26 protein-coding genes, 5 tRNA genes and 1 riboswitch are annotated in these 23,703 nt (G+C 42.0%); of the genes, 7 read left to right on the top strand and 24 right to left on the bottom strand.

The genetic code is table 11. The features are described from left to right. Window positions 1-123: 123 nt before the first annotated feature. A complete protein-coding gene (locus tag L870_RS0105625) occupies window positions 124-786 on the top strand; it encodes a metallophosphoesterase family protein (protein ID WP_028517314.1) in 663 nt (220 codons plus the stop codon). A 56-nt stretch (window positions 787-842) separates the two neighbouring features. Next, window positions 843-1,316: a TspO/MBR family protein gene (locus L870_RS0105620; protein ID WP_028517313.1), complete on the top strand. Its 474-nt coding sequence runs from the start codon at window positions 843-845 to the stop codon at window positions 1,314-1,316. Window positions 1,317-1,515: 199 nt separating this feature from the next. Here L870_RS0105620 and L870_RS0105615 read toward each other — a convergent pair whose 3' ends face one another. The 12 genes from L870_RS0105615 to L870_RS0105560 form a co-directional block, all read right to left on the bottom strand. Further along, window positions 1,516-2,286, bottom strand: a complete 771-nt coding sequence (locus L870_RS0105615) for a TatD family hydrolase (RefSeq protein ID WP_028517312.1) — start codon at window positions 2,284-2,286, stop codon at window positions 1,516-1,518. Window positions 2,287-2,295: 9 nt separating this feature from the next. Then, on the bottom strand, window positions 2,296-2,934 hold the full coding sequence (gene thiE / locus L870_RS0105610; RefSeq protein WP_028517311.1) for a thiamine phosphate synthase: 639 nt from the start codon (window positions 2,932-2,934) through the stop codon (window positions 2,296-2,298). A 4-nt stretch (window positions 2,935-2,938) separates the two neighbouring features. After that, complete coding sequence (locus L870_RS16730) at window positions 2,939-3,535, bottom strand: thiamine phosphate synthase (protein ID WP_037271332.1); 597 nt, start codon at window positions 3,533-3,535, stop codon at window positions 2,939-2,941. Further along, entirely contained in the window at window positions 3,528-4,781 is a 1,254-nt protein-coding gene (gene thiH / locus L870_RS0105600) for a 2-iminoacetate synthase ThiH (protein ID WP_028517310.1), read from the bottom strand. The genes L870_RS16730 and thiH overlap by 8 nt, the downstream gene beginning before the upstream one ends. A gap of 13 nt (window positions 4,782-4,794) precedes the next feature. Beyond that, window positions 4,795-5,277, bottom strand: a complete 483-nt coding sequence (locus L870_RS0105595) for a GNAT family N-acetyltransferase (protein WP_028517309.1) — start codon at window positions 5,275-5,277, stop codon at window positions 4,795-4,797. Between the two features lie 2 nt (window positions 5,278-5,279). Beyond that, a complete protein-coding gene (locus L870_RS0105590) occupies window positions 5,280-6,050 on the bottom strand; it encodes a thiazole synthase (RefSeq protein WP_028517308.1) in 771 nt (256 codons plus the stop codon). A 12-nt stretch (window positions 6,051-6,062) separates the two neighbouring features. Then, on the bottom strand, window positions 6,063-6,698 hold the full coding sequence (thiF, locus tag L870_RS0105585; RefSeq protein WP_028517307.1) for a sulfur carrier protein ThiS adenylyltransferase ThiF: 636 nt from the start codon (window positions 6,696-6,698) through the stop codon (window positions 6,063-6,065). A 3-nt stretch (window positions 6,699-6,701) separates the two neighbouring features. After that, window positions 6,702-6,896 (bottom strand): sulfur carrier protein ThiS, encoded by a 195-nt coding sequence (gene thiS / locus L870_RS0105580; protein WP_028517306.1) that lies wholly within the window; start codon window positions 6,894-6,896, stop codon window positions 6,702-6,704. Window positions 6,897-6,949: 53 nt separating this feature from the next. Next, window positions 6,950-7,057: riboswitch (TPP riboswitch) on the bottom strand. A gap of 45 nt (window positions 7,058-7,102) precedes the next feature. Then, window positions 7,103-7,966 carry an SPL family radical SAM protein gene (locus tag L870_RS0105575; RefSeq protein WP_028517305.1) on the bottom strand — a complete coding sequence of 288 codons (864 nt, stop codon included), beginning with the start codon at window positions 7,964-7,966 and terminating at the stop codon, window positions 7,103-7,105. Window positions 7,967-8,101: 135 nt separating this feature from the next. After that, window positions 8,102-9,205 (bottom strand): dockerin type I repeat-containing protein, encoded by a 1,104-nt coding sequence (locus L870_RS0105570; protein WP_028517304.1) that lies wholly within the window; start codon window positions 9,203-9,205, stop codon window positions 8,102-8,104. Window positions 9,206-9,229: 24 nt separating this feature from the next. Next, window positions 9,230-9,985, bottom strand: a complete 756-nt coding sequence (locus L870_RS0105565; protein WP_028517303.1) for a hypothetical protein — start codon at window positions 9,983-9,985, stop codon at window positions 9,230-9,232. A 154-nt stretch (window positions 9,986-10,139) separates the two neighbouring features. Further along, window positions 10,140-10,691: an RNA polymerase sigma factor gene (locus L870_RS0105560; protein ID WP_028517302.1), complete on the bottom strand. Its 552-nt coding sequence runs from the start codon at window positions 10,689-10,691 to the stop codon at window positions 10,140-10,142. Between the two features lie 348 nt (window positions 10,692-11,039). On the opposite strand from L870_RS0105560, the gene L870_RS0105555 reads away from it, so the two are divergent. From L870_RS0105555 to L870_RS0105540, 4 genes are all read left to right on the top strand, one after another. Next, window positions 11,040-12,461 carry a GGDEF domain-containing protein gene (locus L870_RS0105555; protein ID WP_028517301.1) on the top strand — a complete coding sequence of 474 codons (1,422 nt, stop codon included), beginning with the start codon at window positions 11,040-11,042 and terminating at the stop codon, window positions 12,459-12,461. A 215-nt stretch (window positions 12,462-12,676) separates the two neighbouring features. Continuing rightward, window positions 12,677-12,760: transfer RNA gene (locus tag L870_RS0105550), tRNA-Leu, on the top strand. Window positions 12,761-12,892: 132 nt separating this feature from the next. After that, the gene (locus tag L870_RS0105545) at window positions 12,893-13,447 is read left to right on the top strand and encodes an RNA polymerase sigma factor (RefSeq protein ID WP_028517300.1); all 555 of its coding nucleotides are present in this window, start codon (window positions 12,893-12,895) and stop codon (window positions 13,445-13,447) included. Next, the gene (locus L870_RS0105540; RefSeq protein ID WP_028517299.1) at window positions 13,440-14,393 is read left to right on the top strand and encodes a hypothetical protein; all 954 of its coding nucleotides are present in this window, start codon (window positions 13,440-13,442) and stop codon (window positions 14,391-14,393) included. The genes L870_RS0105545 and L870_RS0105540 overlap by 8 nt, the downstream gene beginning before the upstream one ends. A 39-nt stretch (window positions 14,394-14,432) precedes the next feature. Here the strand turns inward: L870_RS0105540 and L870_RS0105535 are convergent, their stop codons facing one another. The 12 genes from L870_RS0105535 to L870_RS0105480 all read right to left on the bottom strand — a co-directional run bounded on the left by L870_RS0105535 (window position 14,433) and on the right by L870_RS0105480 (window position 22,656). Beyond that, entirely contained in the window at window positions 14,433-15,227 is a 795-nt protein-coding gene (locus L870_RS0105535; RefSeq protein WP_028517298.1) for an RnfABCDGE type electron transport complex subunit B, read from the bottom strand. Window positions 15,228-15,239: 12 nt separating this feature from the next. Next, window positions 15,240-15,818, bottom strand: coding sequence for an electron transport complex protein RnfA (locus L870_RS0105530; protein ID WP_028517297.1), 579 nt, complete (start codon window positions 15,816-15,818; stop codon window positions 15,240-15,242). After that, window positions 15,815-16,489, bottom strand: a complete 675-nt coding sequence (rsxE, locus tag L870_RS0105525; RefSeq protein WP_028517296.1) for an electron transport complex subunit RsxE — start codon at window positions 16,487-16,489, stop codon at window positions 15,815-15,817. Before rsxE ends, L870_RS0105530 begins: the two co-directional genes overlap by 4 nt. Next, window positions 16,482-17,009 (bottom strand): RnfABCDGE type electron transport complex subunit G, encoded by a 528-nt coding sequence (locus tag L870_RS0105520; RefSeq protein WP_028517295.1) that lies wholly within the window; start codon window positions 17,007-17,009, stop codon window positions 16,482-16,484. Before L870_RS0105520 ends, rsxE begins: the two co-directional genes overlap by 8 nt. After that, on the bottom strand, window positions 16,999-17,940 hold the full coding sequence (locus L870_RS0105515) for an RnfABCDGE type electron transport complex subunit D (RefSeq protein ID WP_028517294.1): 942 nt from the start codon (window positions 17,938-17,940) through the stop codon (window positions 16,999-17,001). Before L870_RS0105515 ends, L870_RS0105520 begins: the two co-directional genes overlap by 11 nt. Window positions 17,941-17,954: 14 nt before the next feature. After that, window positions 17,955-19,232, bottom strand: coding sequence for an electron transport complex subunit RsxC (rsxC, locus tag L870_RS0105510; RefSeq protein ID WP_028517293.1), 1,278 nt, complete (start codon window positions 19,230-19,232; stop codon window positions 17,955-17,957). Between the two features lie 210 nt (window positions 19,233-19,442). Beyond that, window positions 19,443-21,011, bottom strand: coding sequence for a choice-of-anchor A family protein (locus L870_RS0105505; RefSeq protein WP_028517292.1), 1,569 nt, complete (start codon window positions 21,009-21,011; stop codon window positions 19,443-19,445). A gap of 206 nt (window positions 21,012-21,217) precedes the next feature. Further along, a tRNA-Cys gene (locus tag L870_RS0105500) sits at window positions 21,218-21,291 on the bottom strand. 5 nt (window positions 21,292-21,296) lie between these two features. Beyond that, a tRNA-Gly gene (locus L870_RS0105495) sits at window positions 21,297-21,372 on the bottom strand. 4 nt (window positions 21,373-21,376) lie between these two features. Then, window positions 21,377-21,453: transfer RNA gene (locus L870_RS0105490), tRNA-Asp, on the bottom strand. A 7-nt stretch (window positions 21,454-21,460) separates the two neighbouring features. Continuing rightward, a tRNA-Val gene (locus L870_RS0105485) sits at window positions 21,461-21,536 on the bottom strand. A 163-nt stretch (window positions 21,537-21,699) separates the two neighbouring features. After that, window positions 21,700-22,656, bottom strand: coding sequence for a serine O-acetyltransferase (locus L870_RS0105480; protein ID WP_028517291.1), 957 nt, complete (start codon window positions 22,654-22,656; stop codon window positions 21,700-21,702). Window positions 22,657-22,834: 178 nt separating this feature from the next. On the opposite strand from L870_RS0105480, the gene L870_RS0105475 reads away from it, so the two are divergent. After that, window positions 22,835-23,677 carry a tRNA lysidine(34) synthetase gene (locus tag L870_RS0105475; protein WP_028517290.1) on the top strand — a complete coding sequence of 281 codons (843 nt, stop codon included), beginning with the start codon at window positions 22,835-22,837 and terminating at the stop codon, window positions 23,675-23,677. Window positions 23,678-23,703: the final 26 nt, after the last annotated feature.

Genomic DNA, 23,703 nt, shown 5'->3' with positions numbered 1-23,703 from the left:
AAAATTTTTCCTATGCTATTTACCTTTTTGATAAAATGTGATACAATGGTAATATACAAAACGAAAGCAGCATAGAAAAAAACAAGCTGCTTAAAATTGAACAGAAGAACGGAGGTTTTTAATGTGATCTACGTTACAGGAGACACCCACGGAGATATTACCCGCTTTAAAAGCCCTGAAATGAAAAAGGTAGGGCGAGGAGATACTCTTATAATTGCGGGAGATTTCGGCTTTTTATGGGATAATTCAAAACAGGAAAAAGCTGCGCTTAAAAAGCTTGCGGATAAGAATTTTACAATTGCTTTTCTTGACGGCTGCCATGAAAATTTTGATATTCTTGAAAAATACCCGAAGGAAGAGTGGAACGGCGGAAAGGTACATATGATCGCACCTAATATCATTCATCTCTTACGCGGACAGGTCTACACCATCGAAAAGAGGAAAATATTCACATTCGGCGGCGGACACAGTCAGGACATCGAGTTCAGGCGCGATAACGACTGGTGGGAGCGTGAACAGCCTTCTCATGAGGAAATAAAAGAGGGCATCGCTCATCTGCGTGAAAACAACTACAAATTCGACTATATCATCACTCATGAGCCGCCTGCATCTTTAAAAGAATGCCTCGGCGTCGATGTATTTGAGCGTCTTGAAGTCCATGCATTTTTTGAGGATATCATCAAAACCTGTAAATACAGGGAATGGTTTTTTGGAAAATGCCACATAGATAAGCATATCCCTATAAAATTCCGTGCTGTATTCAACAGTGTGATCCCACTTAAATAAGCATAATACGAGCAGATCCGACATAGTATATACTATCAACACAAAGAGGTATTGCTATGAAAAAAATCAAAATTACGGATCTGCTTATCTTTATTGTGACAGCAGAGCTCGTCGGAGCATTATCAGCTCTTTTATCAGGTGATTTCAAATCTTTTTACGCTGATATCATTCGTCCTCCCCTGTCGCCTCCACCGTGGCTTTTCCCTGCGATATGGGCTGTGCTCTATGCACTTATGGGGATATCAGCCTATATTATATGGAGGGATAACGGCAGTGAGGTACGAAAAGCAGCTGCATTAAAGCTGTATTTCCTGCAACTTGCTGTCAATTTCTCATGGAGCATAATTTTTTTCCGTTTCAGATTGCTTGAAGCTGCCGCCGTTACAGCTATCCTGCTGTTTGTGCTTGTTGTATTAATGGTAATGACATTCAAAAGGATAAACAATATTGCGGCTTGGCTGAATGTCCCGTATATTATCTGGCTTATGTTTGCTTCCTACCTTGCTATCGGCATTTATATTCTTAACTGAAAATGTAAAAATTACTTCCAGCATTTTAATATTGATTTAACTATCTACCTCTGGTATAATTAAATTATCCCGAAAGGGACAATACATTCAGGAGGTATATACTATGTGCTGCAACAATATTTTCAAGATGCTCTGCGAGTTATTCGGCATCTGCTGCAAATAAGCAAAAACTGCACGGTAATGTTTTACCGTGCAGTTTTTATATACCGAAAAATCTTTTTGTATTTTCTTTAAGCGCAGCTGTCAGCTCTTCCTCGCTGATGCGCATATTACGTGCAAGCTCAGCTACAACATACTTGATATTCTGCGGCACATTAGTACGATCAAGTCCCTTGATATTACGCGGAGTAAGATACGGAGCATCAGTCTCTACCATTATCCTGTCAAGAGGTATGAGCTTTACAGCCTCACGAAGCGCTCCGCCTCGCCTCTCATCGCATATCCAGCCTGTAATGCCGATGTAAAATCCCATATCAAGATATCTTTTCAGCGTATCCTTATCACCTGTAAAGCAATGCACTACCGATCGTTTACAGATATCGCCATGCTTTTTGAAACGCTGTACAAAATCGTCAGCTGCTTCTCTTTCATGCAGAAATAAAGGCTTATCAAGCTCTTCTGCGATTTTGATATGATGCTCAAAGCAGCGTATCTGATTTTCACGAGTTGAGAACATACGGTCAAAATCAAGTCCGCATTCGCCTACTGCAACTATCTTATCATTGCTTGATGCGATTTCACGAATACGCTGAAAATCCTCAGCCTTTGCACTGTCAGCACTGTGCGGGTGAATACCGCAGGTACCATAACATTCATGTGTTTTCACAAAGCGATTCACTGCTTCGCTGCTCTTCATATCCGAGCCTGTAAGTATACATCCAACCTGCTCAGCAGCCGCATCATTTATTATTTTCTCGGGCTCTCTGAACTGTTTGCAGAACAGATTCAGCCCAATATCATAGTATTTCATATTATTTCCTCATAAAAATGTCTTGCGTACAACCTCACAAAGCTTCTCAGCTGCCGCTTTTATATCTTTTGCGCCGAATACTGCCGAAACAACTGCGATACCGCTGTGTCCGCAGCCTTTTATTTCCGGTACGTTCTCGGCTGTTATGCCACCGATGGCTACAGCAGGTATATTGACACAGCTGCATATCTCAGAAAGCTGCTTCGGTGTTATCCTAATAGCATTAGTCTTTGTTGGTGACGGAAAAACCGCTCCGACTCCAAGATAATCAGCTCCCGAGCTCTCGGCGAGCTTCGCCTGTTCAACCGTCTTTGCTGTAGCTCCGATAATGAAATTCTCCCCTGCTATCCTTCGTATCTCAGCAACAGGAGCATCCTCTATGCCTACGTGTACACCGTCAGCACCGCTTCTCAGAGCTGCCTCATAATCATCATTGATTATCAGCGGAACACTGTATTTTCTGCATATTTTAAGAAGCCTCTGTGCTTCCTCGATAATCTCCTCCGCAGAAGCATTCTTTTCCCTCAGCTGTACACAGGTAACGCCACCGAGTATAGCCTCTTCAACTGCTTCCTCAAGGCTCTTCCCTTTAAGGCAGTCTCTGTCAGTAACTGCATAAAGCAGAAGCTTGCTTTTATCTATATTCATATTATCACTTCTTTTCAAATTTTCTGATATATTCCGCAGGATCAGCACATCTCATAAAACCGCTCATTGCGCAGCCTCCGGCTGCTCCGAATTCGCGCACAAGACCGATATTATCAGGAGAAATACCGCCGATAGCATAAACAGGTATCTCAACGCTTTCACAGACATTTCTCAGAAAATCCAGTCCGCGCGGTTCAAGTCCCTTTTTACAGTCTGTAGCAAAAACGTGACCTGCTGTTATATAGCATGCTCCAAGCTTTTGTGCTTCAATCGCATCATCAACTGAATGGCACGATACACCGATATGCTCAAAGTTTCTTTTATCATCTTCCGAAAGCTCTCTCAGAATATGAAGCGGAAGATGTACATTCTTCCACTCAAGCTCTATAGCTGTTTTCCAATAATAATGAAGCATAAGCTTTGTATCGTATTTCCTGCATATATCTATTGCTTTTTCGGCAAGTGAGCGGTAATCCTTCTCCGACAGGTCTTTTTCTCTGAGAATAATAAACTTTGGTGTAGCAGCTGCTATCTTTTCAAGCTGACTAAGAAAACTCCCCTCGCATAGATTACGCGCAGTAACACAAACAATATCAGACATAGAGGTAATCATTCAGCACCGGCTGAAGTCCCTCCGATGACATATCCTTATACATCTTGTCAAAGCTTCTTCTGTCATTTATTTCAAACTGTTCATCGCCTTCAGCAGCTTCGCTTTCCTTGCCTGTATATTTGCTCTCGTGGTCGCCGATACCTGTTGAAACGCCTGCGGACACCTTTGTTGCAGCTATCTTTACGATACCGTTGCGAAATGTCTCGCTCTCACGTGAAGAAACTGTTATACCGCAGAACGGAAGGAATATCCTGTATGCGCAGAGTATCTGACAGAGCTGCTTTTCATGTACGTCAAGCGGATTAATTTCATCATTATTGATAATAGGACGCAGTCTCGGACATGAAAGTGATATCTCAGCCTGCGGATACTTTCGCTGCAAATAGTATACATGAAGCGCACTTGCAAGAGCGTCCTTTCTGAAATCAGATAGTCCGAGAAGCGCCGAACAGGCAATGCCTCTCATGCCGCCCATAAGAGCTCGCTCTTGAGCCTCAAAACGATATGGCCATACACGCTTATGTCCCATGAGATGAAGCTGTTCGTATCGGTCGCTGTCATAGGTCTCCTGAAATACAGTAACATAGTCAACTCCGCATTCGTGAAGATACTTGTATTCATCGGTATTGAGCGGATATACCTCAACGCCTACCATACGAAAATACTTTCGTGCAAGCTTACAGGCTTCTCCGATATATTCAACGCTGCTCTGCGCACGGCTCTCACCTGTGAGAATAAGTATCTCCTCCATGCCGCTGTCTGCGATGACCTTCATCTCGTGCTCTATCTGCTCCATGTTGAGCTTCATGCGCTTGATATCATTGTAGCAGTTGAAACCACAGTAAACGCAGTAATTTTCACAGTAATTTGCAATGTACAGCGGAGTGAACAGATATACCGTATTGCCGAAATGCTTCTGTGTCTCAAGCTTTGCCTTCTGAGCCATTCTTTCAAGGAAAGGCTCTGCCGCAGGAGAAAGGAGCGCCTTGAAATCTTCGACCGTGCAGGTGTCATGATTAAGAGCTGCGTTTACATCACGGGCAGTATACTGAGAATAGTCGTAATTCTTCATCTCGGTGATGACCTTATCCATGATATCGGACTTTATACGCTCCATTCCCTCCATGTACTCCATATGATTTGTACGCGATGACGGATAAGTTTCAAGCATATGCTTTTTCTTCAGTGCAGCCTCGGAAAGCTTGTCCGAGTCAACAAAATAATGATTTTCCATTAAATTACCTTCTTTACAGATTTAAGACGGCTATGATCTCGTCGCCGTCTTTTTCACCATTAGGCACAAAGCCAAATGAACTATATAACTTTTCAGCAGCAGTATTCTCAGGCTCATATGAAAGCCAGCATTTTTCAGCTTTTCCGCAGGGATATGTTCTTATAAAGTCAAGTGCAAGCTGCATGGCAGCTTTACCGTAACCCTTATGCTGAAAACGCTTATCTATCATAAAACGCCATATATTATAGTTATTTTGTGCTATCTTTGGCGGAGATTCCCAGTATTCGTCCGTTCCGTAGCCTATCATGACAAAACCAACAGGCGTTTCATCATTATAAATCCCAAACGTAAAAACACTTCCACCGCTTGAAATAGCAGCGTAAGCCTCAATTATACTTGTTTTATTATCAGCCACAAATTTTTTCTGAGACCAGAATACGCTTAGAGCAACTATATCCCAGATATTACCGCCGTTTACTTTTTCAAGATGCACCATTATCAGTCGTGCAGGAAGCCTGTAAGGGTATCTGACGGTGCCGCACCTCTTGTAAGAACTCTTCCGAGGCCTGCCAAATAAGCCTTTCTGCCTGCTTCGATCGCCTGTTTAAAGGCTTCAGCCATAGCAGGAAGATCACCTGCTGTAGCAAGTGCGGTATTTGACATCACCGCAGCAGCTCCCATTTCCATAGCTTCGCAAGCCTGTGATGGTCTGCCGATACCTGCGTCAACTATTATGGGCAGGTCTATTTCATCAATAAGTATCTGTATAAAGTCCTTTGTAGCAAGTCCCTTGTTAGAGCCTATAGGTGAAGCAAGTGGCATAACTGAAGCTGCGCCTGCATTCACAAGATCACGGGCAGTGTTGAGATCTGGGTACATATAGGGCATTACAACAAAGCCTTCCTTTGCAAGTATTTCAGTAGCACGTACAGTCTCTTGATTATCGGGAAGAAGATACTTTGTATCGCGCATTATCTCAATCTTTACAAAGTCTCCGCAGCCAAGCTCACGGGCAAGACGAGCTATACGAACAGCCTCATCGGCATTTCTTGCACCTGAAGTATTCGGAAGAAGTGTAACGCCCTTTGGGATATAATCAAGGATATTTTCATGATCCTTTGAATTTGTGCGGCGTACCGCAAGTGTGATTATTTCCGCACCTGCATACTTTACAGCAGCTTCAATAAGACTGAGGGAATACTTTCCCGAACCAAGTATAAAACGTGAGGAGAACTCATGTCCCCCGATTACCAATTTATCATCTTTCATTACAATTACTCCTTATATATCGAATTCATCTGCGATTATCCTTATGACCGCATGAGCCTGATGACCTGCACAGATAAGTACTCTTGACGAAACAAGCCCCATTCCGTCATTAACGTCACTTACTCCGTCACCGCAGACATAAAAGCGCTTAGTAACGCGCTTTGTTGTTATCATATTTGAGGGGGCTATCCCTGCCATACCCGAACCTGATACAAGATACTTTTCAGGCATATTTTCAAGAACGCAGTTTACAAGCATGGCTTTCTGGTCAGCCTTATCAAATGCTTCAACGATAATATCGGCATCTGCAAGAAGCTTGGTGATATTCTCAGCATCAAGCTTAACGCAGTCTTTTCTTATATCACAATATGGCGCAATACGCTTCAAGGTATCATAAAGGGCATCACTCTTGTACATTCCGAGCTGCTGCGGATAATACTGCTGCCTGTTAAGGTTTGAGATATCCACTTTATCAAAATCGATTATATGCAGCTGCCCCACACCTGCCCTTGCAAGTGCAGCCGCAATATTTGAGCCAAGTCCGCCAAGTCCGCATACTGCAACAGATGCCTCGTTCAGTTTTTTCTGCAATTCTTTTCCGTGTCTCTCTTCAAGAGCAGCATACATCTCCTCTTTAGTCGGTATCATATATCAGCCGCCTCCAACAAAGCGAACTACCTCTACAACATCGCCGTCTTTAAGGATAGTTTCATCGTATTTTGCCTTTGAAACTATCTCTTCATTAAGTTCCACAGCAACGTGCTGACTGTTTATCTCCATTTCGGCAAGTATCTCCGAAACTGTTTTTCCGTTCTTGTCAAGAAGCTCTCCGTTTATCTTTACCATTCAGATACCTCCTAAATAAAATCAGGGAACAGCCTGCGCAGTTCCCTGTAAAGTACATAACAAAATAGGACTCCCTACGCTGGCATTAACCAAATCAGGTCGAAGGGTCGAAGGTCACACCTTCCTCTCAGCCTGTTCCACAAGCTCCCCTGCAAAAGTATTATAACACACTTTTAAAGCTAAATCAAGTACCGTATCAAAAAATATCAGAATAAGGTAAGCTGCTCATATTTTTCTGGCAGCTCATTAAGATACGCAAAGCATTGGTCATTATCGTGCATTATCCCGTACTTTTCACAAAACTGAGAAAGCATATCCATGAGTTTTATACTGTCAGGACTTGCAATTTCATATGAATAGCCGAATTCACAGCGATATCTGTCAGACAGTCCATGAAAATGCCTGTCAAGAGCTGAGTAAAAGTATTCCCTGTTGCCTTCTCTTAAAGTAAGCCCTATGCCAAAGCTTATTATGCCTTTAACGCCTGCCTCTGCGCAGTAATTAAGAAGTCCCCTGAGATTTTCTTCATTATCGTTTATATATGGCAGAAACGGGCATAACCACACAATTGTAGGTATTCCAAGCTTTTTCATCTCCATAAGTACTTCAAATCGTCTGCTTGTCCTGCAAACATTCGGTTCTATGATGCCGCAAAGCTCATCGTCAAAGGTGGTCATAGTAATTTGTACAACGGCTTTCTGCTGTTCATTTATAGCTGCAAGAACATCGGCATCTCTGAGTATAAGATCGGATTTTGTCTGCACGACTGCCCCGAACTGATACTGCTCAATAAGCTCAAGACATTTCCGGGTAAGCTTTAGTTCAGCTTCAGCAGGCATATAAGGATCGCACATTGAGCCCGTACCTATCATGCACTTTTTCCGCTTTGAGCGCAAGGCTTTTTCAAGAAGCTGCGGTGCATTTATCTTTACCTCTATATCCTCGAAAGCATGAGTCATATTGTAACAAGCGCTTCGGCTGTCGCAGTAAATACAGCCATGAGTGCAGCCTCGATATATATTCATTCCGTTTTTTGAGGATAATATTCCCTTAACTTCAACAAAATGCATAGTATATTCTCCTGTAATGTATTGATCATATTATAACATGAATATACGTTCTGTGCAATAGTAAACTCATAAAAAGCGGTCTCACTTATATATGAGACCGTTTGTAATTATTCAAATTAAATGAATTATACACTCTTATTTCTCGTACCCGAGAAGCATCTTTTGTATAGCCTGTGCATCACCGACTGTAAGTCCGTTGCCGTCCATGTCAGCATTCGTCTTGCCCTGCTCAGTCAGATGATTTTCTGCCGTACCGTTTATGCCGTACTTATCGGGATTTGCAAGAGCCTGCATTATCATTACGACATCTGAAAGATCGACCTGACCATCGCAGTTAGCGTCGCCATTGACTGTTTCAGCAAGTATAGTAACACTTGTTGTAGTCGTTGTTGCTGTAGGCTGACTGAACGCTGTAACAACAAGATCGTTTAATTCGCTGAAATCGGGTAATTTTTCAAACTCATACGGTATACCGCTTTCATCAAGACCTATTTCGGAAATATAAGCTCTCAGTTGTGCTTCATGGTCGCCGTGGAAGCCAATAGATAGTTTTTCATCAGGTACAGAACGCGAAACAACGCCCTGTATGGAGTTATGAACCATATATTCGGCAATGGCTTCACCGTATTTCTGTGCAGCAGTTTTTTCTTCATCATTTTTATCAGAAACTATTATGTCATCACGGCTCTGCCTGTATTCTACAAGGCTTTCATCAATACCTTTTTCTGCAACGTAAGCCTGTATCTTATCTAAAAAGCCGTCAAAGACGATAAGTAATTTCTTCTCTGTGCCGCCTATGGTTTGAACATAAGTATAACCTGATATACCGTTGGAACGCATATACTCGTTTATATCCTCGGCAGTCTCGCTTAATGTACTTTTTTTCTCTTCGTCAGGTGTTTCAACCACATTTTTTGCAGCTTCATAGATGATAATGCTCTTATCCATATGCTTTGCATCAACGTAGAATTTTATCTTATCTACATATGCGGAATATGTAACGACAACTTTGTCATCGCGTACAAAAGCGTAACCAGCAAGGCTGTTCATCATCATATAACTGCTTATATCATCAGCATATTCCTGTAAAATGCTTTTCTCGGTATCTGCTTGGGGAGCAGATACGCTGTCTGCCTTTTTTACTTCGTTATTTTCTGCACATACAGACATTAGAGAAGCTGAAGCTGCTGTGATTATCGCTGCTGTTAAAGCTGCAACTATTCTCTTGGTCTTACTCATAAATATCATCCTCTCGTTTAAAATTTATTCCTCAGGGGAAATAAGTTCTTTGATAGTATCTACTGTCGTATTATTATTCCTGTAAAGGTAATACCCCTCGTCCTCTTCAAATTTTACTGCAATAGCCACAGTCTCATCTATGCCTTTGATCTTAAATGCCTTGGCATAATATATACTTAACTGACCTCGCATTCCTACTGTGCCTATATAATCGCCTACATTATCAGGGGATATTCTGTACGTATTTCTGTACAGTATCATATCTCCATCAAAAATTCCAAGGGGAAATTTTTCGTTCATAGGCTGAGTCGGGATATTGTTGTCAATAATGTTAGTAGTCGTCGTTACAGCTGTCGTTGAAGTGATCAGCGTTGTAGCCGAAACAGTTGTACCAGACTGCGTAAGTGTATGTATAGCCATATCATCGCCGCCAAAACTGCCGAATTTGGTGGTCGTACTTGTGAAAGCAGCTGTAGTCTGACCGTTAGTAACAGTAGTCTGCTTAACTGTTCCTATATCAGAAACCTGTGTGGCTTTTGTGGTTACCTGAGGTCTTGCAGCAGCTGTAGTATACGTTACATGAGCAATATCCGTAGTGTTTGGCTGAGCTGTAACATGAATCGTTTTTACAGACCTACTGTCTGTGTTCGTGTGAGTCTTTGCTGTAGTTGTAACAGTCTTAACAGCCGAAGTGCTTTCTGTCACAGCAGCTTCAGTTGTTTCAGTAACTGTTGGGAGCGTCACATCAAATGTATCGGGATCAGGCGGTATTATCTGCATTTTTCCGATATGCCTCCAGTAACCCAGTCCCAGTCCAACGATCAGACAAAAACAAGCAAAAACGGGAATTGTACGTTTTATGATCCTTAATTTTCTTTCCCTTTTATTTCGATATTCACTACGTTTGGAAAGTACACTTTGATACATCTCATAGTCAGTTTTCATATTCAAAGCCACTCCTTTCCAATTCGGATCTTAACGCCTGTTTAGCGTTATATAGCAATGCTTCGATCTGCCTCTTTGATTTTTTCATTATCAAAGCAGCTTCTGCATTGCTGAATTCTTCAAAATAGGAAAGATACAACACCTGACGATATTCTGATTTCAGGCTATGTAGAGCTTTATGAACAATGCGCTTTTGTTCACCTTTTATATATTTGCTTTCAAGGTTTTCCTCGTCGGCAATGTACTCCTGTAATTCCAGCGGGACGATGCTCAGCTTTGTATTTTTTCGCAGAAATTTTGCGGTTATATTCCGTCCGACCGCATAAAGCCACGTCTTGAACGTACTTTTTTCGGAAAACTTCGGACAGCGTATAGCAATTTCTGCAAATGTATCCTCTGTCAGCTCTTCAGCGGTGTGGATATTCTGCACAAAGCTGTTAAGATACAGTATCAATCCTGTGCGGTATTCACAGATGATCTCGTATAATCCTTCATCATCACCTGCAAGGAAACGGCGGTAGCTACTTGCACCGTTATCCATGGAGAGCTTCCTCCTCTCAAGGGGATTTTTCCCTTTCATCTATTAGTACCACTTTTAAGCCAAAACTCAAAGTGAATTTATAATTTTTTTATTTTTAACTATTATATCACGCTTAATTATACATTACAATATTTTATTTTCCATATCATAAAGCCTGTTATTGTTTTAACTCACCGTCGTTTATGATAAAGCATAACGAACATTTTTTTTCGTATGATCTTATTCACAGCTATTTACTAATAAAAATTTACAAAATATCATTGAATTACTGCTAAAAATATGGTAAGCTTATAATATAGTTAACAATAATATGCTATAAGTGTGCATTACATAAAGGTGGCGATCATTTTGAGCAAAACTGATTCCAGAAGCATTCCTTCTGACAAAAAACGTTTATCCATATCTATACATTTACCATTGCTGTTTATAGTAAGCTTTATCTGGATAATCGTTGCAGTAATCGTGCTGGTGTATTTCCGATTTGAAAAGAGAACTGTCGATGAATACACCGCTATGGGAAAAAGTGCTACAATGCTTATGACAAAGGAATTTGATCCTGATAAAACTCAGTTTTATATGGAGGAGAACTTCAGCCTTGAAGAATACAGTGAAATACGCGATCGGCTTGTATTTCTGAAAGAAAACTATCCCGACGTTATGTATATGTATATCTATCATTTTATTCCCGAAGGCGGTGAAGTAATTTTCGATCTTGACAGCGATTACAGTCTCGACGCTGATCCCCCCGGAACGATATATGATCCCGATCCTGCTGTTGTACCATATATGAATGATCTATGCGAAGGAAATGAGATACCTGTTCTGACAGGTGATACAGGAGACGGCTATATGCTGACATATATGCGTCCTGTTTTTGACAGCAACGGCAATTACAGCTGTCATGTATGCGTAGATTTTTCTATGGATAATCTTCATAAAAAAGATATTCGCTTCGTATTGGGACTTCTTCTGATACTGGCAATTATTACTGTCGTCATCGCGTTCATCGACATATACATTATGCGCAAAAAAGTTACAGGTCCTATAAACCGTATGAAACAGGCAACTGACAGCTTTTCATACGAAAACGAAAACGACCACCAGAACAATATCAGCATTATGGAAAAACTTAATATACATACAGGCGATGAAATAGAGGACTTATACCGTTTGTTCCTAACCTTTATGAAGAACAACCTCAGCTTTATGCAGAACCTTAATAAAGCCGAAAATGATATCAGAGACAAGGAGGCAAAGATCGGTCAGATAAGTCAGGAGGCATACAGGGATACACTTACAGGAGTGGGCAGCAAAACTGCTTATATAAAAAAGGTCGAGGAGATCAATTCCGATATAAAATCAGGCAAATGCGAGCTTGCCGTAGTAATGGTAGATATAAATAATCTAAAACAGATAAATGATGAACACGGTCATAAATCAGGCGACATATATATCAAGGGCTGCTGTCATATGATATGCTATCACTTCAAGCACTCCCCTGTATATCGTATAGGCGGAGACGAATTTGCTATAATCCTGAACGGTCAGGACTATGACAACCGAAAAACTATCATTGATTCGCTGAATAAAGCCTTTAACGAAAGCTTCATGAAAAAAGATAATGAACCTTGGCTGCGTTATTCCGCTGCAGTTGGAATGGCAGAATACTCCTCGGATGACAATACATTCGAGCTTATTTTCAAACGCGCAGACGAAGCAATGTACAAAGCCAAAAAGGAATTCAAAACACAGTACGGCAGTTACAGATAATAAACAAATGGAATCCGCAGGAAGTACAATCTCCTGCGGATTTTCTTTCAGGGAAGGTGTCGCAGGTGAAGTATTCGACGGCAGTTATTTTGATTTTTTTCAAAAAATGCTTGACAAACATTCGGTTTTGTGATAAAATATTTAGGTACTGCGGAGCAACTCGAAATGAGTCCGCCTCGGTTAGTCTGAGCCGTGTAAAATTTATCAGACATTATGCGGATATGGCGGAATTGGCAGACGCGTATGGTTCAGGTCCATATGAACGCAAGTTCATGCAGGTTCAAGTCCTGTTATCCGCACTTGAATATGCAAAGATTCGCACTTCACAATAGTGAGGTGCGAATTTTTTTATAATAATATGAAATATTTCCCGAAATAATTCGACTATATTATCAAGAGGGACCTCGCCTCCCCGAAAGGAGGAATACACCATGAACGATAAAGATATCATCGAATTATTCCGAAAAAGAGATGAACAGGCGATCACGGAACTAAAGCTGAAATACGGCAGACTATGCTTCCATATCGCAGCAAATATCCTTTCTCAGCGCGAAGATATCGAGGAATGTCTGAATTCTGTATACTACGATATATGGAACAGGATACCGCCTGACGAGCCAAATGACCTCAGGACATATCTATGCCGCATAGTGAAAAACAAAGCTATTGACAAGCTGAAATACAACTCAGCATCGAAGCGTAATTCCAAATTAAGCGTATCAATTGATGAGCTGGCAGAGTGTATCCCTGATACACGGCAGCAGGATATCCCTACGCAGAAGCTTGCAGAGCTAATAACACGTTTTCTGCGAATGCAGGACGAAAAACACAGAAAGATATTTGTGAGACGTTACTGGTACGGCGATGATCTTTCAAAGATAGCCGAGTATTTCCAGATGAACGAAAAAACTGTTGCCACAAATCTTTTTCGGACAAGAAAGAAACTAAAAGATTTTTTAAAGAAAGAAGGTTTCGAGTATGAATAAAAATGATTTATTTGAAGCCATTGACCTCATTGACGACGAGCTTATCAGAGAAGCTCAGATAAACTCAGAAACTGCCTCAAAGGACGTAACTGATGAACCAAAGCCTGATATAACTGTTTCGGGAGTTGAAGTTCATCGCGGTATCAGATGGCAGCGCATCTCTGCTATTGCTTCCGCATTTATTCTTATTGCAGGCTTCGGAATATTAGGGGCTTATCTGCACAGTAACCGTCCAAAAAGGAATGTTCAGCCTAACGAGATCATAATACCTGCGGCTACGGAAAACACAACCGAAACTGAGGACAAGAAGACTGAGAGCACAGAAGCTTCAACAACAAAGACAACAAGCTCCCAAAAGAAAGAAACAAAAGAAAGTACAAATACAGTTACAACAAGCAAATCCGACTCTGAAACTTCAACCGCTACTCCTGCACCGACAGAAAGCAGTGAACTGAAACCTGCGGAGAATACGAAACCCGATGAAAAAACGCCTGTTGTAACAGTCACTCAGCCTGTTATAATACCAACTACTACAACTAAAAAAGCGATAGTTACGAGCAAGCCCAAAACCACTCAGAAGCCCGTAACAACGACTGCCGTAAAACCAACCGAACCAAAGGTTACTGAGCCCGAGCCAACGACAGACGATAACTGGGTGATACACCTTCCATGCACCAAATCCTCAAATGTAGTATGGCGTTCTTATCAGTGCCCCGAAATGTTTGAGATACTCAGAAGCATAGAATACAGACATATCACTGCGGCTGAATTTGCGGTAACCGACTATGAAATGCCTAATACTTACCTCATAGATGCAGATGATAACAACAGAGTATACGCACTTAACTTCGACCACAAATGGATCATGAGGTTCGGAACAGATGGAACTGACTGTGGTGATGCCCCCATGCCTGACAGACTTTACGAGCTTTTCTGTGGTTCATAAATATCAAAAGGTCCTCGATAATACATCGAGGACCTTATTTTACTTTTCACAGGAATGAATTGCCTTAGCAGGACAGGCTTCCATACAAGCACCGCAATTGGTACACTTATCATAGTCGATAGAAGCGTGGAAGTTATTAACGGTTATAGCCCCGTTAGGACATTTCTTCTCGCATATCTTACAGCCTATGCAGCCATTCTTGCAGGCAAGCTTTGTAGCCTTTCCGTTATCGCCCGAGGAGCAAAGAACGTCAATATGCTTTGCAAGGGGCTTTATACTGATAAGACTGTTTGGACAGGCAGCTGCACACTGACCGCAGGCACCGCATAAGGCAGGTATTACCTTTGCTACGCCGTTAACGACCTTTATAGCTTCATGCTCACAAGCACTAACACAGTCTCCAAGACCGATACAGCCGAATTTACAAGTACCGTTTCCGCCGTAAAAACGCTTAACAGCCTTACAGGACTGAACTCCGTCAAATGAAAAAGCAGTCTGAGTTGCATTGCAGTCACCGTTACAGTGGACAACTGCTGTCATGGGAACTACCTCAGCGGCAGCAGTACCAAGAATAGCAGCTATCTTCCCTGCTGCATCTGCACCGCCCGGACGACATAGATTTGTAGCTGCGCCCTTCTGAACTATAGCGTTTGCGTAGTCGGAACAGCCTGCAAATCCACAGGCACCGCAGTTAGCCTGAGGAAGTGCCTCGCTTATTTTTTCGATACGTTCATCAACTTCAACATGGAATACCTTAGCCGCAACTGTAAGCAGGACACCTGCCAGAATACCGCAGCCGCCGAGGATAAGTGCAGGTATAAGATAAGTAGTCATACACGTACCTCCTTAGCTGAACAGTCCCGAGAAGCCCATAAAGCTTACCGAAACTATTGAAGCAGCAATAAGTGTAGCAGGAACCCCCTTAAAGGTCTCGGGAATATCTGCGTATTCAAGCTTTTTGCGCACACCCGAGAATATTACAAGTGCAAGCATAAAGCCCAAACCTGCGCCAAGAGAGTTTATTATAGACTGACCGAAGCTGTAGCTGTTATCAATGTTAAGAACTGTAACACCGAGCACAGCGCAGTTTGTAGTTATAAGCGGCAAATAAACACCCAGTGAGCTGTAAAGTGACGGAACACACTTTTTAAGGAAATTCTCGACCAGCTGAACAAACAATGCAATAACAAGGATAAATACCACTGTATCGAAATATTCAAGTTCGTTGGGTACGAGTATTCCGTGGTGAATAGGATATGTTACCAGAGTAGCACATATCATTACAAATGTAACTGCAATTCCCATACCTGCCGCGCTGTCAAGCTTCTTTGAAACTCCGAGGAACGGGCAGATACCCATGAACTTTGAAAGTACAAAGTTATCAGTGAGCATTGCAGAAAGAAGTATCACAAGCATAGTTTTCATTTGCAGTCACCTGCCTTTCCGCATTTATCCGCATTCGGACAGCCGCTGCATCCAAGCTCCTGAGGAGGCTTTTTGTTGCTCAGCTTATTCACAAGAGCGATTATGATACCAAGAGTGAAGAAACCGCCAGCAGGCATAATAAACAGCAGCATAGGATTATCGCTGATTACAGGGATAGTTAATCCCATCCACTTGCCTGAGCCGATTATCTCACGAACAGAGCCCATAAGGAAGAGTGCAAGAGTAAAACCGATACCCATACCAATAGCATCGCAGGCAGAAGCAATGATCCCGTTTTTGCTTGCGAACATCTCGGCTCTTCCGAAGATTATACAGTTAACTGTAATAAGGGTAAGGTATATACCGAGGCTTTCGTACAAGCTTGGCACAAATCCTTCAAGCAGGAAGCCGATAAGCGTAACGAAGCTTGCGATAATAACGATAAAAGCAGGAATACGCACCTTATCGGGAATTATCTTCCTGAGTGCAGATATTACAACATTTGAGCCAATAAGGACGAATGTAGTAGCAAGTCCCATACCGATACCGTTCATAGCCTGAGTAGTAACAGCAAGGGTAGGACACATACCCAAAAGCATTACAAGTGTTGGATTTTCCTTGATGATGCCCTTGGTTATCTCCTTAGTAAGAGAAGTTTTGTTATCAGCCACCGATTATCGCCTCCTTATTTTCGTTATATACCTTCAAAGCAGTATCAACTGCGTGTTTCATACCCTTTGAAGAGAAAGTAGCACCGCTTATAGCGTCAAAAGAATCGGAAGGCTGTGTAAGTCCGTAGAACTGCTTTCTGAAATCTGCCTCATCTCTGACCTTAGAGCCAAGACCCGGAGTCTCACCAAGTGATACGAACTCAATACCCGAAACAGCACCGTTTTCATCTATACCAACGAGGATATTTATACCGCCCTTTGAGTAACCGTCAGTACATATCTGGATAACGGTTTTCTTATCCGGGGTTACAGCTATGGTCTGTATCTCATCATATCCGCATTTCAGCTGAACTACCTTGCTTTCTGTCTTGCCGAAAAGCGCCTCAACACTTGTGTTGAACTTATCTGCTTTCTGCTCCGCAATACTCTCCTTTGTAAGCTCATAGGCAAACACAAGAAGAAGAGAAGCAATAACGCATATAACAGTGAGTACAAGAGTAGGCTTGATCTTATCCTTCATTCTTTTCAGCCTCCTTTGCACCGAGCACCTTAGTTCTTGTAAGCTGTTCTATGTAAGGTGTAAGAACGTTCATAAGAAGTATTGAGAATGAAACTCCCTCAGGATACGAACCGAAACGGCGTATAACAAAAGTGATTATACCGCAGCCGAGTCCGAAAACGATCTTGCCCTTTGTAGTTATAGGGGTAGTAGCGTAGTCTGTAGCCATAAAGAAAGCACCGAGGAATACGCCGCCTGCAAGTATCTGATATACAGGATCATCACCTGCAATAAAGCTCAGAACGAACAGGCTTCCGATGAATGACACAGGTGCAGCCAAAGAGATTATCTTTCTTGCTGCAAGATAAAGTCCGCCGATGAGAAGTCCCAGAGCACATACCTCACCGAGACAGCCTCCTGTCTTTCCGAGAAACAGATCAAGATAAGACGGCAGCTCTCCGCCTTTTTTAGCGAGTACCAGCGGAGTTGCCGAGGATACTGCGTCATAATCGTACTCCAAAGGCTTTATCCAGTTAGTCATTGCTGCTGGAAATGATACCATAAGCACGATACGTGCGGTAATGGCAGGATTGGCAAAATTCTGTCCAAGTCCGCCGAAAAGCTGCTTTACTATAACGATAGCCACAAAAGAACCTATGACAGCCATCCAGTAAGGCAGCGTAACAGGCAGGTTCATGGCAAGAATAAGTCCCGTGACCACAGCCGACATATCGCCCACAGTATTACTGCGCTTCATCATAGCACGGCATACATATTCAAAGAATATACAGCTTCCGATGCATACAGCCGTAAGCGGAATAACACGCATACCGAAGAAATATATCGCAGCTCCCCATGCAGGAAGAAGAGCGATTATAACATTCAGCATTATATTTGAAGTTTTTACATAGTTTTCGTCGTGCGGTGACGGCGAAACGATAAGCTTGTTCATGTTTCTCCGCCTCCTTACTTTCTTGGGATAAGTGCTTTGGCAAGCTGATTTGTCTCTGCAAGCTTTCTGTTTGCAGGACAGACATAGGTACAGCTTCCGCAGTTCATGCAAAGCATGACTTTAAGCTGTTTCAGCTCATCAATATTGCGTATCTTAAAAGCTCTGTCTATATCCGCAGGCATAAGTCCAAGAGGACATACTCTCACACAGCGTCCGCAGCGGATACAGCTTGAAGTTTTACGCTCATCATAGTGATTGAAAGCAAGCAGCGCATTTGAAGTCTTTACAACAGGCATATCAATATCTGGAACACTCATTCCCATCATAGGACCGCCTGCAATAAGCTTTTTAATAGAGTCGATATCTGTCTTGCAGAATTCAAGAAGCTCCCTGAAAGAAGTACCTATTACAGTGCTTACATTTTTAGGCTCACCCACCGCATTTCCGTCGATGGTAAGTCTGCGCGTAACAAGGGGCATACCCGTCTGCATATATCTGTACAGAAAAGCGACCGTAGAAACATTCATAACAATAACGCCTGCATCAGCAGGAAGAGTACCCTCGTTTACGATTCGTCCCGTTGAATTATATATAATGACCTTCTCAGCACCCTGAGGATAAGCTGACGGAAGCGTGATTATGTCAATTGTATCATCATTCTCAGCCATTTCGGTGAAATGTTTTATAGCCTCGGGCTTGTTAGCCTCAATTGCAAGCTTTGCCCACTTGATACCCAACTGTGATTTCACCATATTGATACCGTTGATGATATCCTGAGGATTTTCCATCATTTCACGGTAATCTGCTGTGATATAAGGCTCACATTCAGCCGCATTTATAATAAGTGTATCAATATTTGACTTTGGATTAAGCTTTATATGAGTCGGGAAACCCGCACCTCCGAGACCGCAGGCACCACTCTCACGGACAGCCTTGACAAAGCTTTCCTTATCTGTTACAACAGGAGGCTTTACTTCCTCGGAAACTGTCTGCTGTCCGTCAGTCTCGATCTCGACCATTTTACAGACTGCACCCATAGCGTTTCGGTAATCGGTCAGAGCAACGACTTTTCCCGAAACGCCTGAATGAACAGGTGCGCTGAAAGGCACATCGGAATCACCTATCTTTTGTCCGACTTTGACCTCATCACCAACCTTGACAAGAGGCTGACAAGGCGCACCCATAGTCATGGACATAGGTATCCTGACTTTTTGAGGAATAGGAAAAACTACAGTAGAGCTGTTTTCCGTATTTTTACGGTGTTTCAGCCTGATACCGTTCAATTTCTTCATATATTTCTCCTTGTATTTAAGCAGATATACTGCCGAATAGATTTATGAAAATTATAGTTTGTCAGTTACATGGCAAAATAGCCCATACAATAATAATTATATATCATATCGAAAAATTATTCAAGATGTTTTTACAAAAAAATAATAAATTGACAATAAAATCTGTTCTTATCAAATAAAAAGAGGCATCCGAAGATGCCTCACAAAAGCTTATTTATTTTTTCTGCGCGAAATAACAGCCGCAGCAGATGCTGTTCCAAGAACTGCTAATACAGAATATATCGGTGTTACGCCTGTTTTAGGTGAATCGGTCTTGCTCTTAGTCGTAGTAGCAGTTTTCTTAGTTGTTGTAGCTGTAGCAGTCGTTGTAGTCGCAGTAGTTGTCGTAGTCGTAGTATTTGTCAGCTCTTCGCCGTCCTGTGTCGTTGCCTGAGTTGTGGTAGCTGTAGTGGTTGAGGTAGAGGTAGGCGTAGTTGTTGTAGTAGTGGTTGTTGTTGTAGTAGTGGTTGTTGTTGTAGTAGTGGTTGTTGTGGTGGTTGTTGTAGTAGTAGTGGTAGTTGAAGTAGATATTGTAGTTGTAGTTGTTGAGGTAGATGTTGTAGTTGTAGTTGTTGAGGTAGATGTTGTACTTGTCGTAGTTGGAGTAGTTGTAGTTGTCGATGTACTTGTCGTAGTAGATGTAGTGCTGGTAGTCGTTGTTGTAGATATCGTAGTAGTAGTGGTAGTAGTGGTTGTCGTAGTCGTTGTTGTGGTAGTTGTTGTACTTGTAGTAGTCGTTGTGCTCTCTGATCCGCTCAGCATCTTAGGATTAAACAAAGAATAACCGAACTGTATACCGCCGTCAAAGGACTTGGCAAATGTAGCACCTGCTACGTGACCGCCCTCATCGCCGCTGCCATCAGCATTCGGAGCAAGAGTCGAGCCTTGTATCGAACCGAGGTATTTAAATTTAGTCGCGTCCTTAAGGTTATACAGAACAGGCATATTCTCGCCCTTGTCCTGAAGAAGATTTCCCTTATCGTCATAAAGCTTCATATTAGTGAGAGGAAGCTTTATATCGTCACCCGGAACGTTTATTACCAGATATGAACCTTCCGGGATATAGACATCTATCTGTAGATATCCGTCGTTGAATATCTTCGCCTGTTCGGCATCAAGATTGACCACATTAAGGTTATTATCACTGCCTGTTATAGTCCAGCCTTTGTCGTAGTATTTGTCAACACCAAGATTTGCATTAGCTTCAAGACCGCTCAGGTAACTGCTCCGCTGATTGAGCAGTGAGAACTCCTTATCAAAGTCTATAAGCTCACCGACGTATATCTCGCATTGACCAGCCTTCTCATGGTCAATTATCTCCTGACTGACCGTTTTATCACTACCGATAACAAAGCGTTTGCCTCCGGGCTGGAAATTTTGCAGTGTATCGCCGCCCACAACTATCTGAGCAGCCTTACTGGACGGGTCAAGCTTAGCGCCTACAGAATACGAAACAGGATCACCCATATTAGCGTTGCCTCCTGCTGCAAGCCTTCCCTCACAATCAGAGCCGTGAGCTGCGAAATCATCATGCAGAAAAACAGAGAACTGTGACGCAGCACCGAGGAAGTATTCATCAGCATCACTTACGCCAAGCAGATCTGCTTTATTTTGCGATGTTATAGGCTGTGAACCTTCTTCAACAGGTACTTCCCTATTATGCAGTGCCAGAGGAACAGCTCCCATGATGCAAAGCGAAGTAAGTACACTTAAAAAGCGTTTTAATTTGATCTTATCCATAAACGATCCCCCAAAATATATATTTTATACTATTTTAGCATAAAAATGATATATAATCAATGAACAACTTTAACAAACATCACATATTATCTATGTTTATTATTCACATTTTTGTCATTATAGTAAAAAAACGTTCCTTCATTTAAATGAAGGAACGTATAAAAAGCGCATAAAACAAAAAGCACCCGCTATTGCAGATGCTCTTCTGGAGGCGCCACCCAGATTTGAACTGGGGATCAGGGTGTTGCAGACCCACGCCTTACCACTTGGCTATAGCGCCGCTATTGGAGCGGATTACGAGGCTCGAACTCGCTACCTCCACCTTGGCAAGGTGGCGCTCTACCAGATGAGCTAAATCCGCGTAATGGCGACCCCGAACAGACTCGAACTGTCGACCTCCTGCGTGACAGGCAGGCGTTCTAACCAACTGAACTACGAGGCCAAAGAATTGGTGGGGACTACAGGGCTCGAACCTGTGACCCTCTGCTTGTAAGGCAGATGCTCTCCCAGCTGAGCTAAACCCCCACATATTCTTTCGTCCATCGGTTCTCTCGCCCGACGACTTTAATATTATATCACGATATCTGCTCGTTGTCAACCCTTTTTCCAAATTTTTTTCAAAAAAATTTTAGTACACTTGCTTTTTAGCTATATTACGCAAAATGCACAAAAATTTTTTTAAAAGCAATTATATAATATAAAACCAGCTCTCATCATTATCAAGATCAGATTTTTCAACCTTGGATGAATCATCAAAATTATATCTGAGTTCCTGATTTTTTACGCTTACCTTTGCTCCCGCAGGTACAGAACGTGTTATAAATACGTTACCTCCGATAACTGCATTCCTGCCTACAACAGTCTCACCGCCAAGGATAGAAGCACCTGAATAGATAGTAACATTGTCCTCAATGGTAGGGTGACGCTTTTTATTGCGCAGAGACTGACCGCCTCTTGTTGAAAGCGCACCGAGAGTCACGCCCTGATATACCTTTACATAATCCCCTATTTCAGTTGTCTCACCTATAACTATACCTGTACCGTGGTCAATAAAGAAATACTTACCGATAGTTGCTCCGGGATGTATGTCGATACCTGTCTTGCTGTGAGCGTGCTCCGTCATAACTCTTGGGATAAGCGGAACTCCCAGTACAAACAGCTCATGCGCAAGACGGTTTACAAGTATGGCATAAAGTCCCGGATAAGAATAGATTATCTCATCTTTATTATATGCAGCAGGGTCGCCGTCGTATGCAGCCTGAACATCGGTTTCGATGTATTCTCTTATCTTAGGTATCTTATTAAGATACTCAAATGTAATACGGATAGCATTGTTGTTTAATTCGTTATCATCAAGCTTTTCGTATTTCTCATCATATCTCAGAACTATATATATCTGTCGGATAAGCTTGAATATTACATCTTCAAGTATCATGGACATATTATTTCTTACAGTAAAAACTCTGTAGCTTTTGTTTCTGAAATAGCCCGGGAACACGATCCTTCTCAGCCCTTCAATAATACCTATTATCTCATCATTGTCAGGATGATCGAATGCTTTTATTTCATTGACAGTACGCTCGTCCTTGTAATCATCAAGGATACTATGCGTAAGTTCATTGATCTTTTCTTCGAGACTTTTCATCATATCCACCTCATAAAGCAATTGCAGGCAATGGCAACTTTTTAATTTATTATACCTTATTTTTCATATTAAGTCAATATGCGTTATATTCATATTTTCATTAATAAAGCAGTTTTCTATTGACATTAAAAGCTATTCACGCTATATTATATAGTATAGGCAAGGAAAGAGGTATTTTATGAATATAAATATTGACAGATCACTTACAGGTGAATTCAGCAAAAGTATATGGTCCAGATTCAGAAAAGGCATAGATGAATACAGAATGATAGAAAACGGTGACAGGATAGCTGTCTGTATATCGGGAGGCAAGGACTCCATGCTTATGGCAAAATGTCTGATGCGCCTGCAAAAATACAATAATATAGATTTCGATACAGAATATATTGTAATGGATCCCGGATACACCCCAAAAAACCGCAGCAAGATAATCGAAAATGCCAAGCTTCTTGATATTCCCATAAATATTATGAATACACGTATTTTTGAGTCAACAGCCAAAGCGGACAAGCATCCCTGCTTTCTGTGTGCAAGACTTCGCAGAGGCTGGCTGTACAAGACTGCACAGGAGCTCGGCTGCAACAAGATTGCTCTCGGTCATCACTTCGATGACGTTATAGAAACTATACTTATGGGTATGCTGTACGGCTCACAGATACAGACAATGATGCCGAAGATACACAGTGAAAACTATGAAAACGTACAGGTCATACGCCCCCTTTATCTTGTCCGTGAAGAAGACATAATAAACTGGGCAGAGTATAACGACCTGCATTTTATACAGTGCGCCTGCCGCATAACCAAAAGTGAAGGCAGTTCAAAGCGGGCAGAGGTAAAACAGCTTCTGAAAACTCTGCGCGAAGTCAATCCTTCCGTTGATATGAACATATTCCGAAGTGTTGAAAACGTTAATCTTCAAACCCTCATATCATATCACCGCGGAAATGAGTATCATCATTTCCTTGATGATTTTGATAAGGGACTAAGTGTAAAAGGCACAAACAAATTCAGTAAAAACTAAAGCCGCCCATTCGGGCGGCTTTGCAT

Origin of the sequence: Ruminococcus flavefaciens ATCC 19208, assembly GCF_000518765.1 — a bacterium.
Taxonomy (GTDB): Bacteria; Bacillota; Clostridia; order Oscillospirales; family Ruminococcaceae; genus Ruminococcus; species Ruminococcus flavefaciens.
The sequence above is the reverse complement of the archived record's forward strand: the minus strand, read 5'-3'. Positions and strand labels throughout refer to the sequence as shown.

Coding starts and splice junctions, on each gene's coding strand:
- thiH (WP_028517310.1), bottom strand. CDS start 4,781: ATGGAAAATCATTATTTTGTTGACTCGGACAAGCTTTCCGAGGCTGCA.
- L870_RS0105520 (WP_028517295.1), bottom strand. CDS start 17,009: ATGAAGGATAAGATCAAGCCTACTCTTGTACTCACTGTTATATGCGTT.
- L870_RS0105535 (WP_028517298.1), bottom strand. CDS start 15,227: ATGACTACTTATCTTATACCTGCACTTATCCTCGGCGGCTGCGGTATT.
- rsxC (WP_028517293.1), bottom strand. CDS start 19,232: ATGAAGAAATTGAACGGTATCAGGCTGAAACACCGTAAAAATACGGAA.
- L870_RS0105620 (WP_028517313.1), top strand. CDS start 843: ATGAAAAAAATCAAAATTACGGATCTGCTTATCTTTATTGTGACAGCA.
- thiS (WP_028517306.1), bottom strand. CDS start 6,896: ATGGTAAAGATAAACGGAGAGCTTCTTGACAAGAACGGAAAAACAGTT.
- L870_RS0105540 (WP_028517299.1), top strand. CDS start 13,440: ATGAATAAAAATGATTTATTTGAAGCCATTGACCTCATTGACGACGAG.
- L870_RS0105595 (WP_028517309.1), bottom strand. CDS start 5,277: ATGGTGCATCTTGAAAAAGTAAACGGCGGTAATATCTGGGATATAGTT.
- L870_RS0105475 (WP_028517290.1), top strand. CDS start 22,835: ATGAATATAAATATTGACAGATCACTTACAGGTGAATTCAGCAAAAGT.
- L870_RS0105570 (WP_028517304.1), bottom strand. CDS start 9,205: ATGAGTAAGACCAAGAGAATAGTTGCAGCTTTAACAGCAGCGATAATC.
- L870_RS0105480 (WP_028517291.1), bottom strand. CDS start 22,656: ATGAAAAGTCTCGAAGAAAAGATCAATGAACTTACGCATAGTATCCTT.
- L870_RS0105505 (WP_028517292.1), bottom strand. CDS start 21,011: ATGGATAAGATCAAATTAAAACGCTTTTTAAGTGTACTTACTTCGCTT.
- L870_RS0105575 (WP_028517305.1), bottom strand. CDS start 7,966: ATGCATTTTGTTGAAGTTAAGGGAATATTATCCTCAAAAAACGGAATG.
- L870_RS0105530 (WP_028517297.1), bottom strand. CDS start 15,818: ATGAAAACTATGCTTGTGATACTTCTTTCTGCAATGCTCACTGATAAC.
- L870_RS0105615 (WP_028517312.1), bottom strand. CDS start 2,286: ATGAAATACTATGATATTGGGCTGAATCTGTTCTGCAAACAGTTCAGA.
- L870_RS0105565 (WP_028517303.1), bottom strand. CDS start 9,985: ATGCAGATAATACCGCCTGATCCCGATACATTTGATGTGACGCTCCCA.
- thiE (WP_028517311.1), bottom strand. CDS start 2,934: ATGAATATAGATAAAAGCAAGCTTCTGCTTTATGCAGTTACTGACAGA.
- thiF (WP_028517307.1), bottom strand. CDS start 6,698: ATGATACCGACTAAAGAGGAGATGTATGCTGCTCTTGAAGAGAGACAC.
- L870_RS16730 (WP_037271332.1), bottom strand. CDS start 3,535: ATGTCTGATATTGTTTGTGTTACTGCGCGTAATCTATGCGAGGGGAGT.
- L870_RS0105560 (WP_028517302.1), bottom strand. CDS start 10,691: ATGGATAACGGTGCAAGTAGCTACCGCCGTTTCCTTGCAGGTGATGAT.
- L870_RS0105590 (WP_028517308.1), bottom strand. CDS start 6,050: ATGAAAGATGATAAATTGGTAATCGGGGGACATGAGTTCTCCTCACGT.
- L870_RS0105545 (WP_028517300.1), top strand. CDS start 12,893: ATGAACGATAAAGATATCATCGAATTATTCCGAAAAAGAGATGAACAG.
- L870_RS0105515 (WP_028517294.1), bottom strand. CDS start 17,940: ATGAACAAGCTTATCGTTTCGCCGTCACCGCACGACGAAAACTATGTA.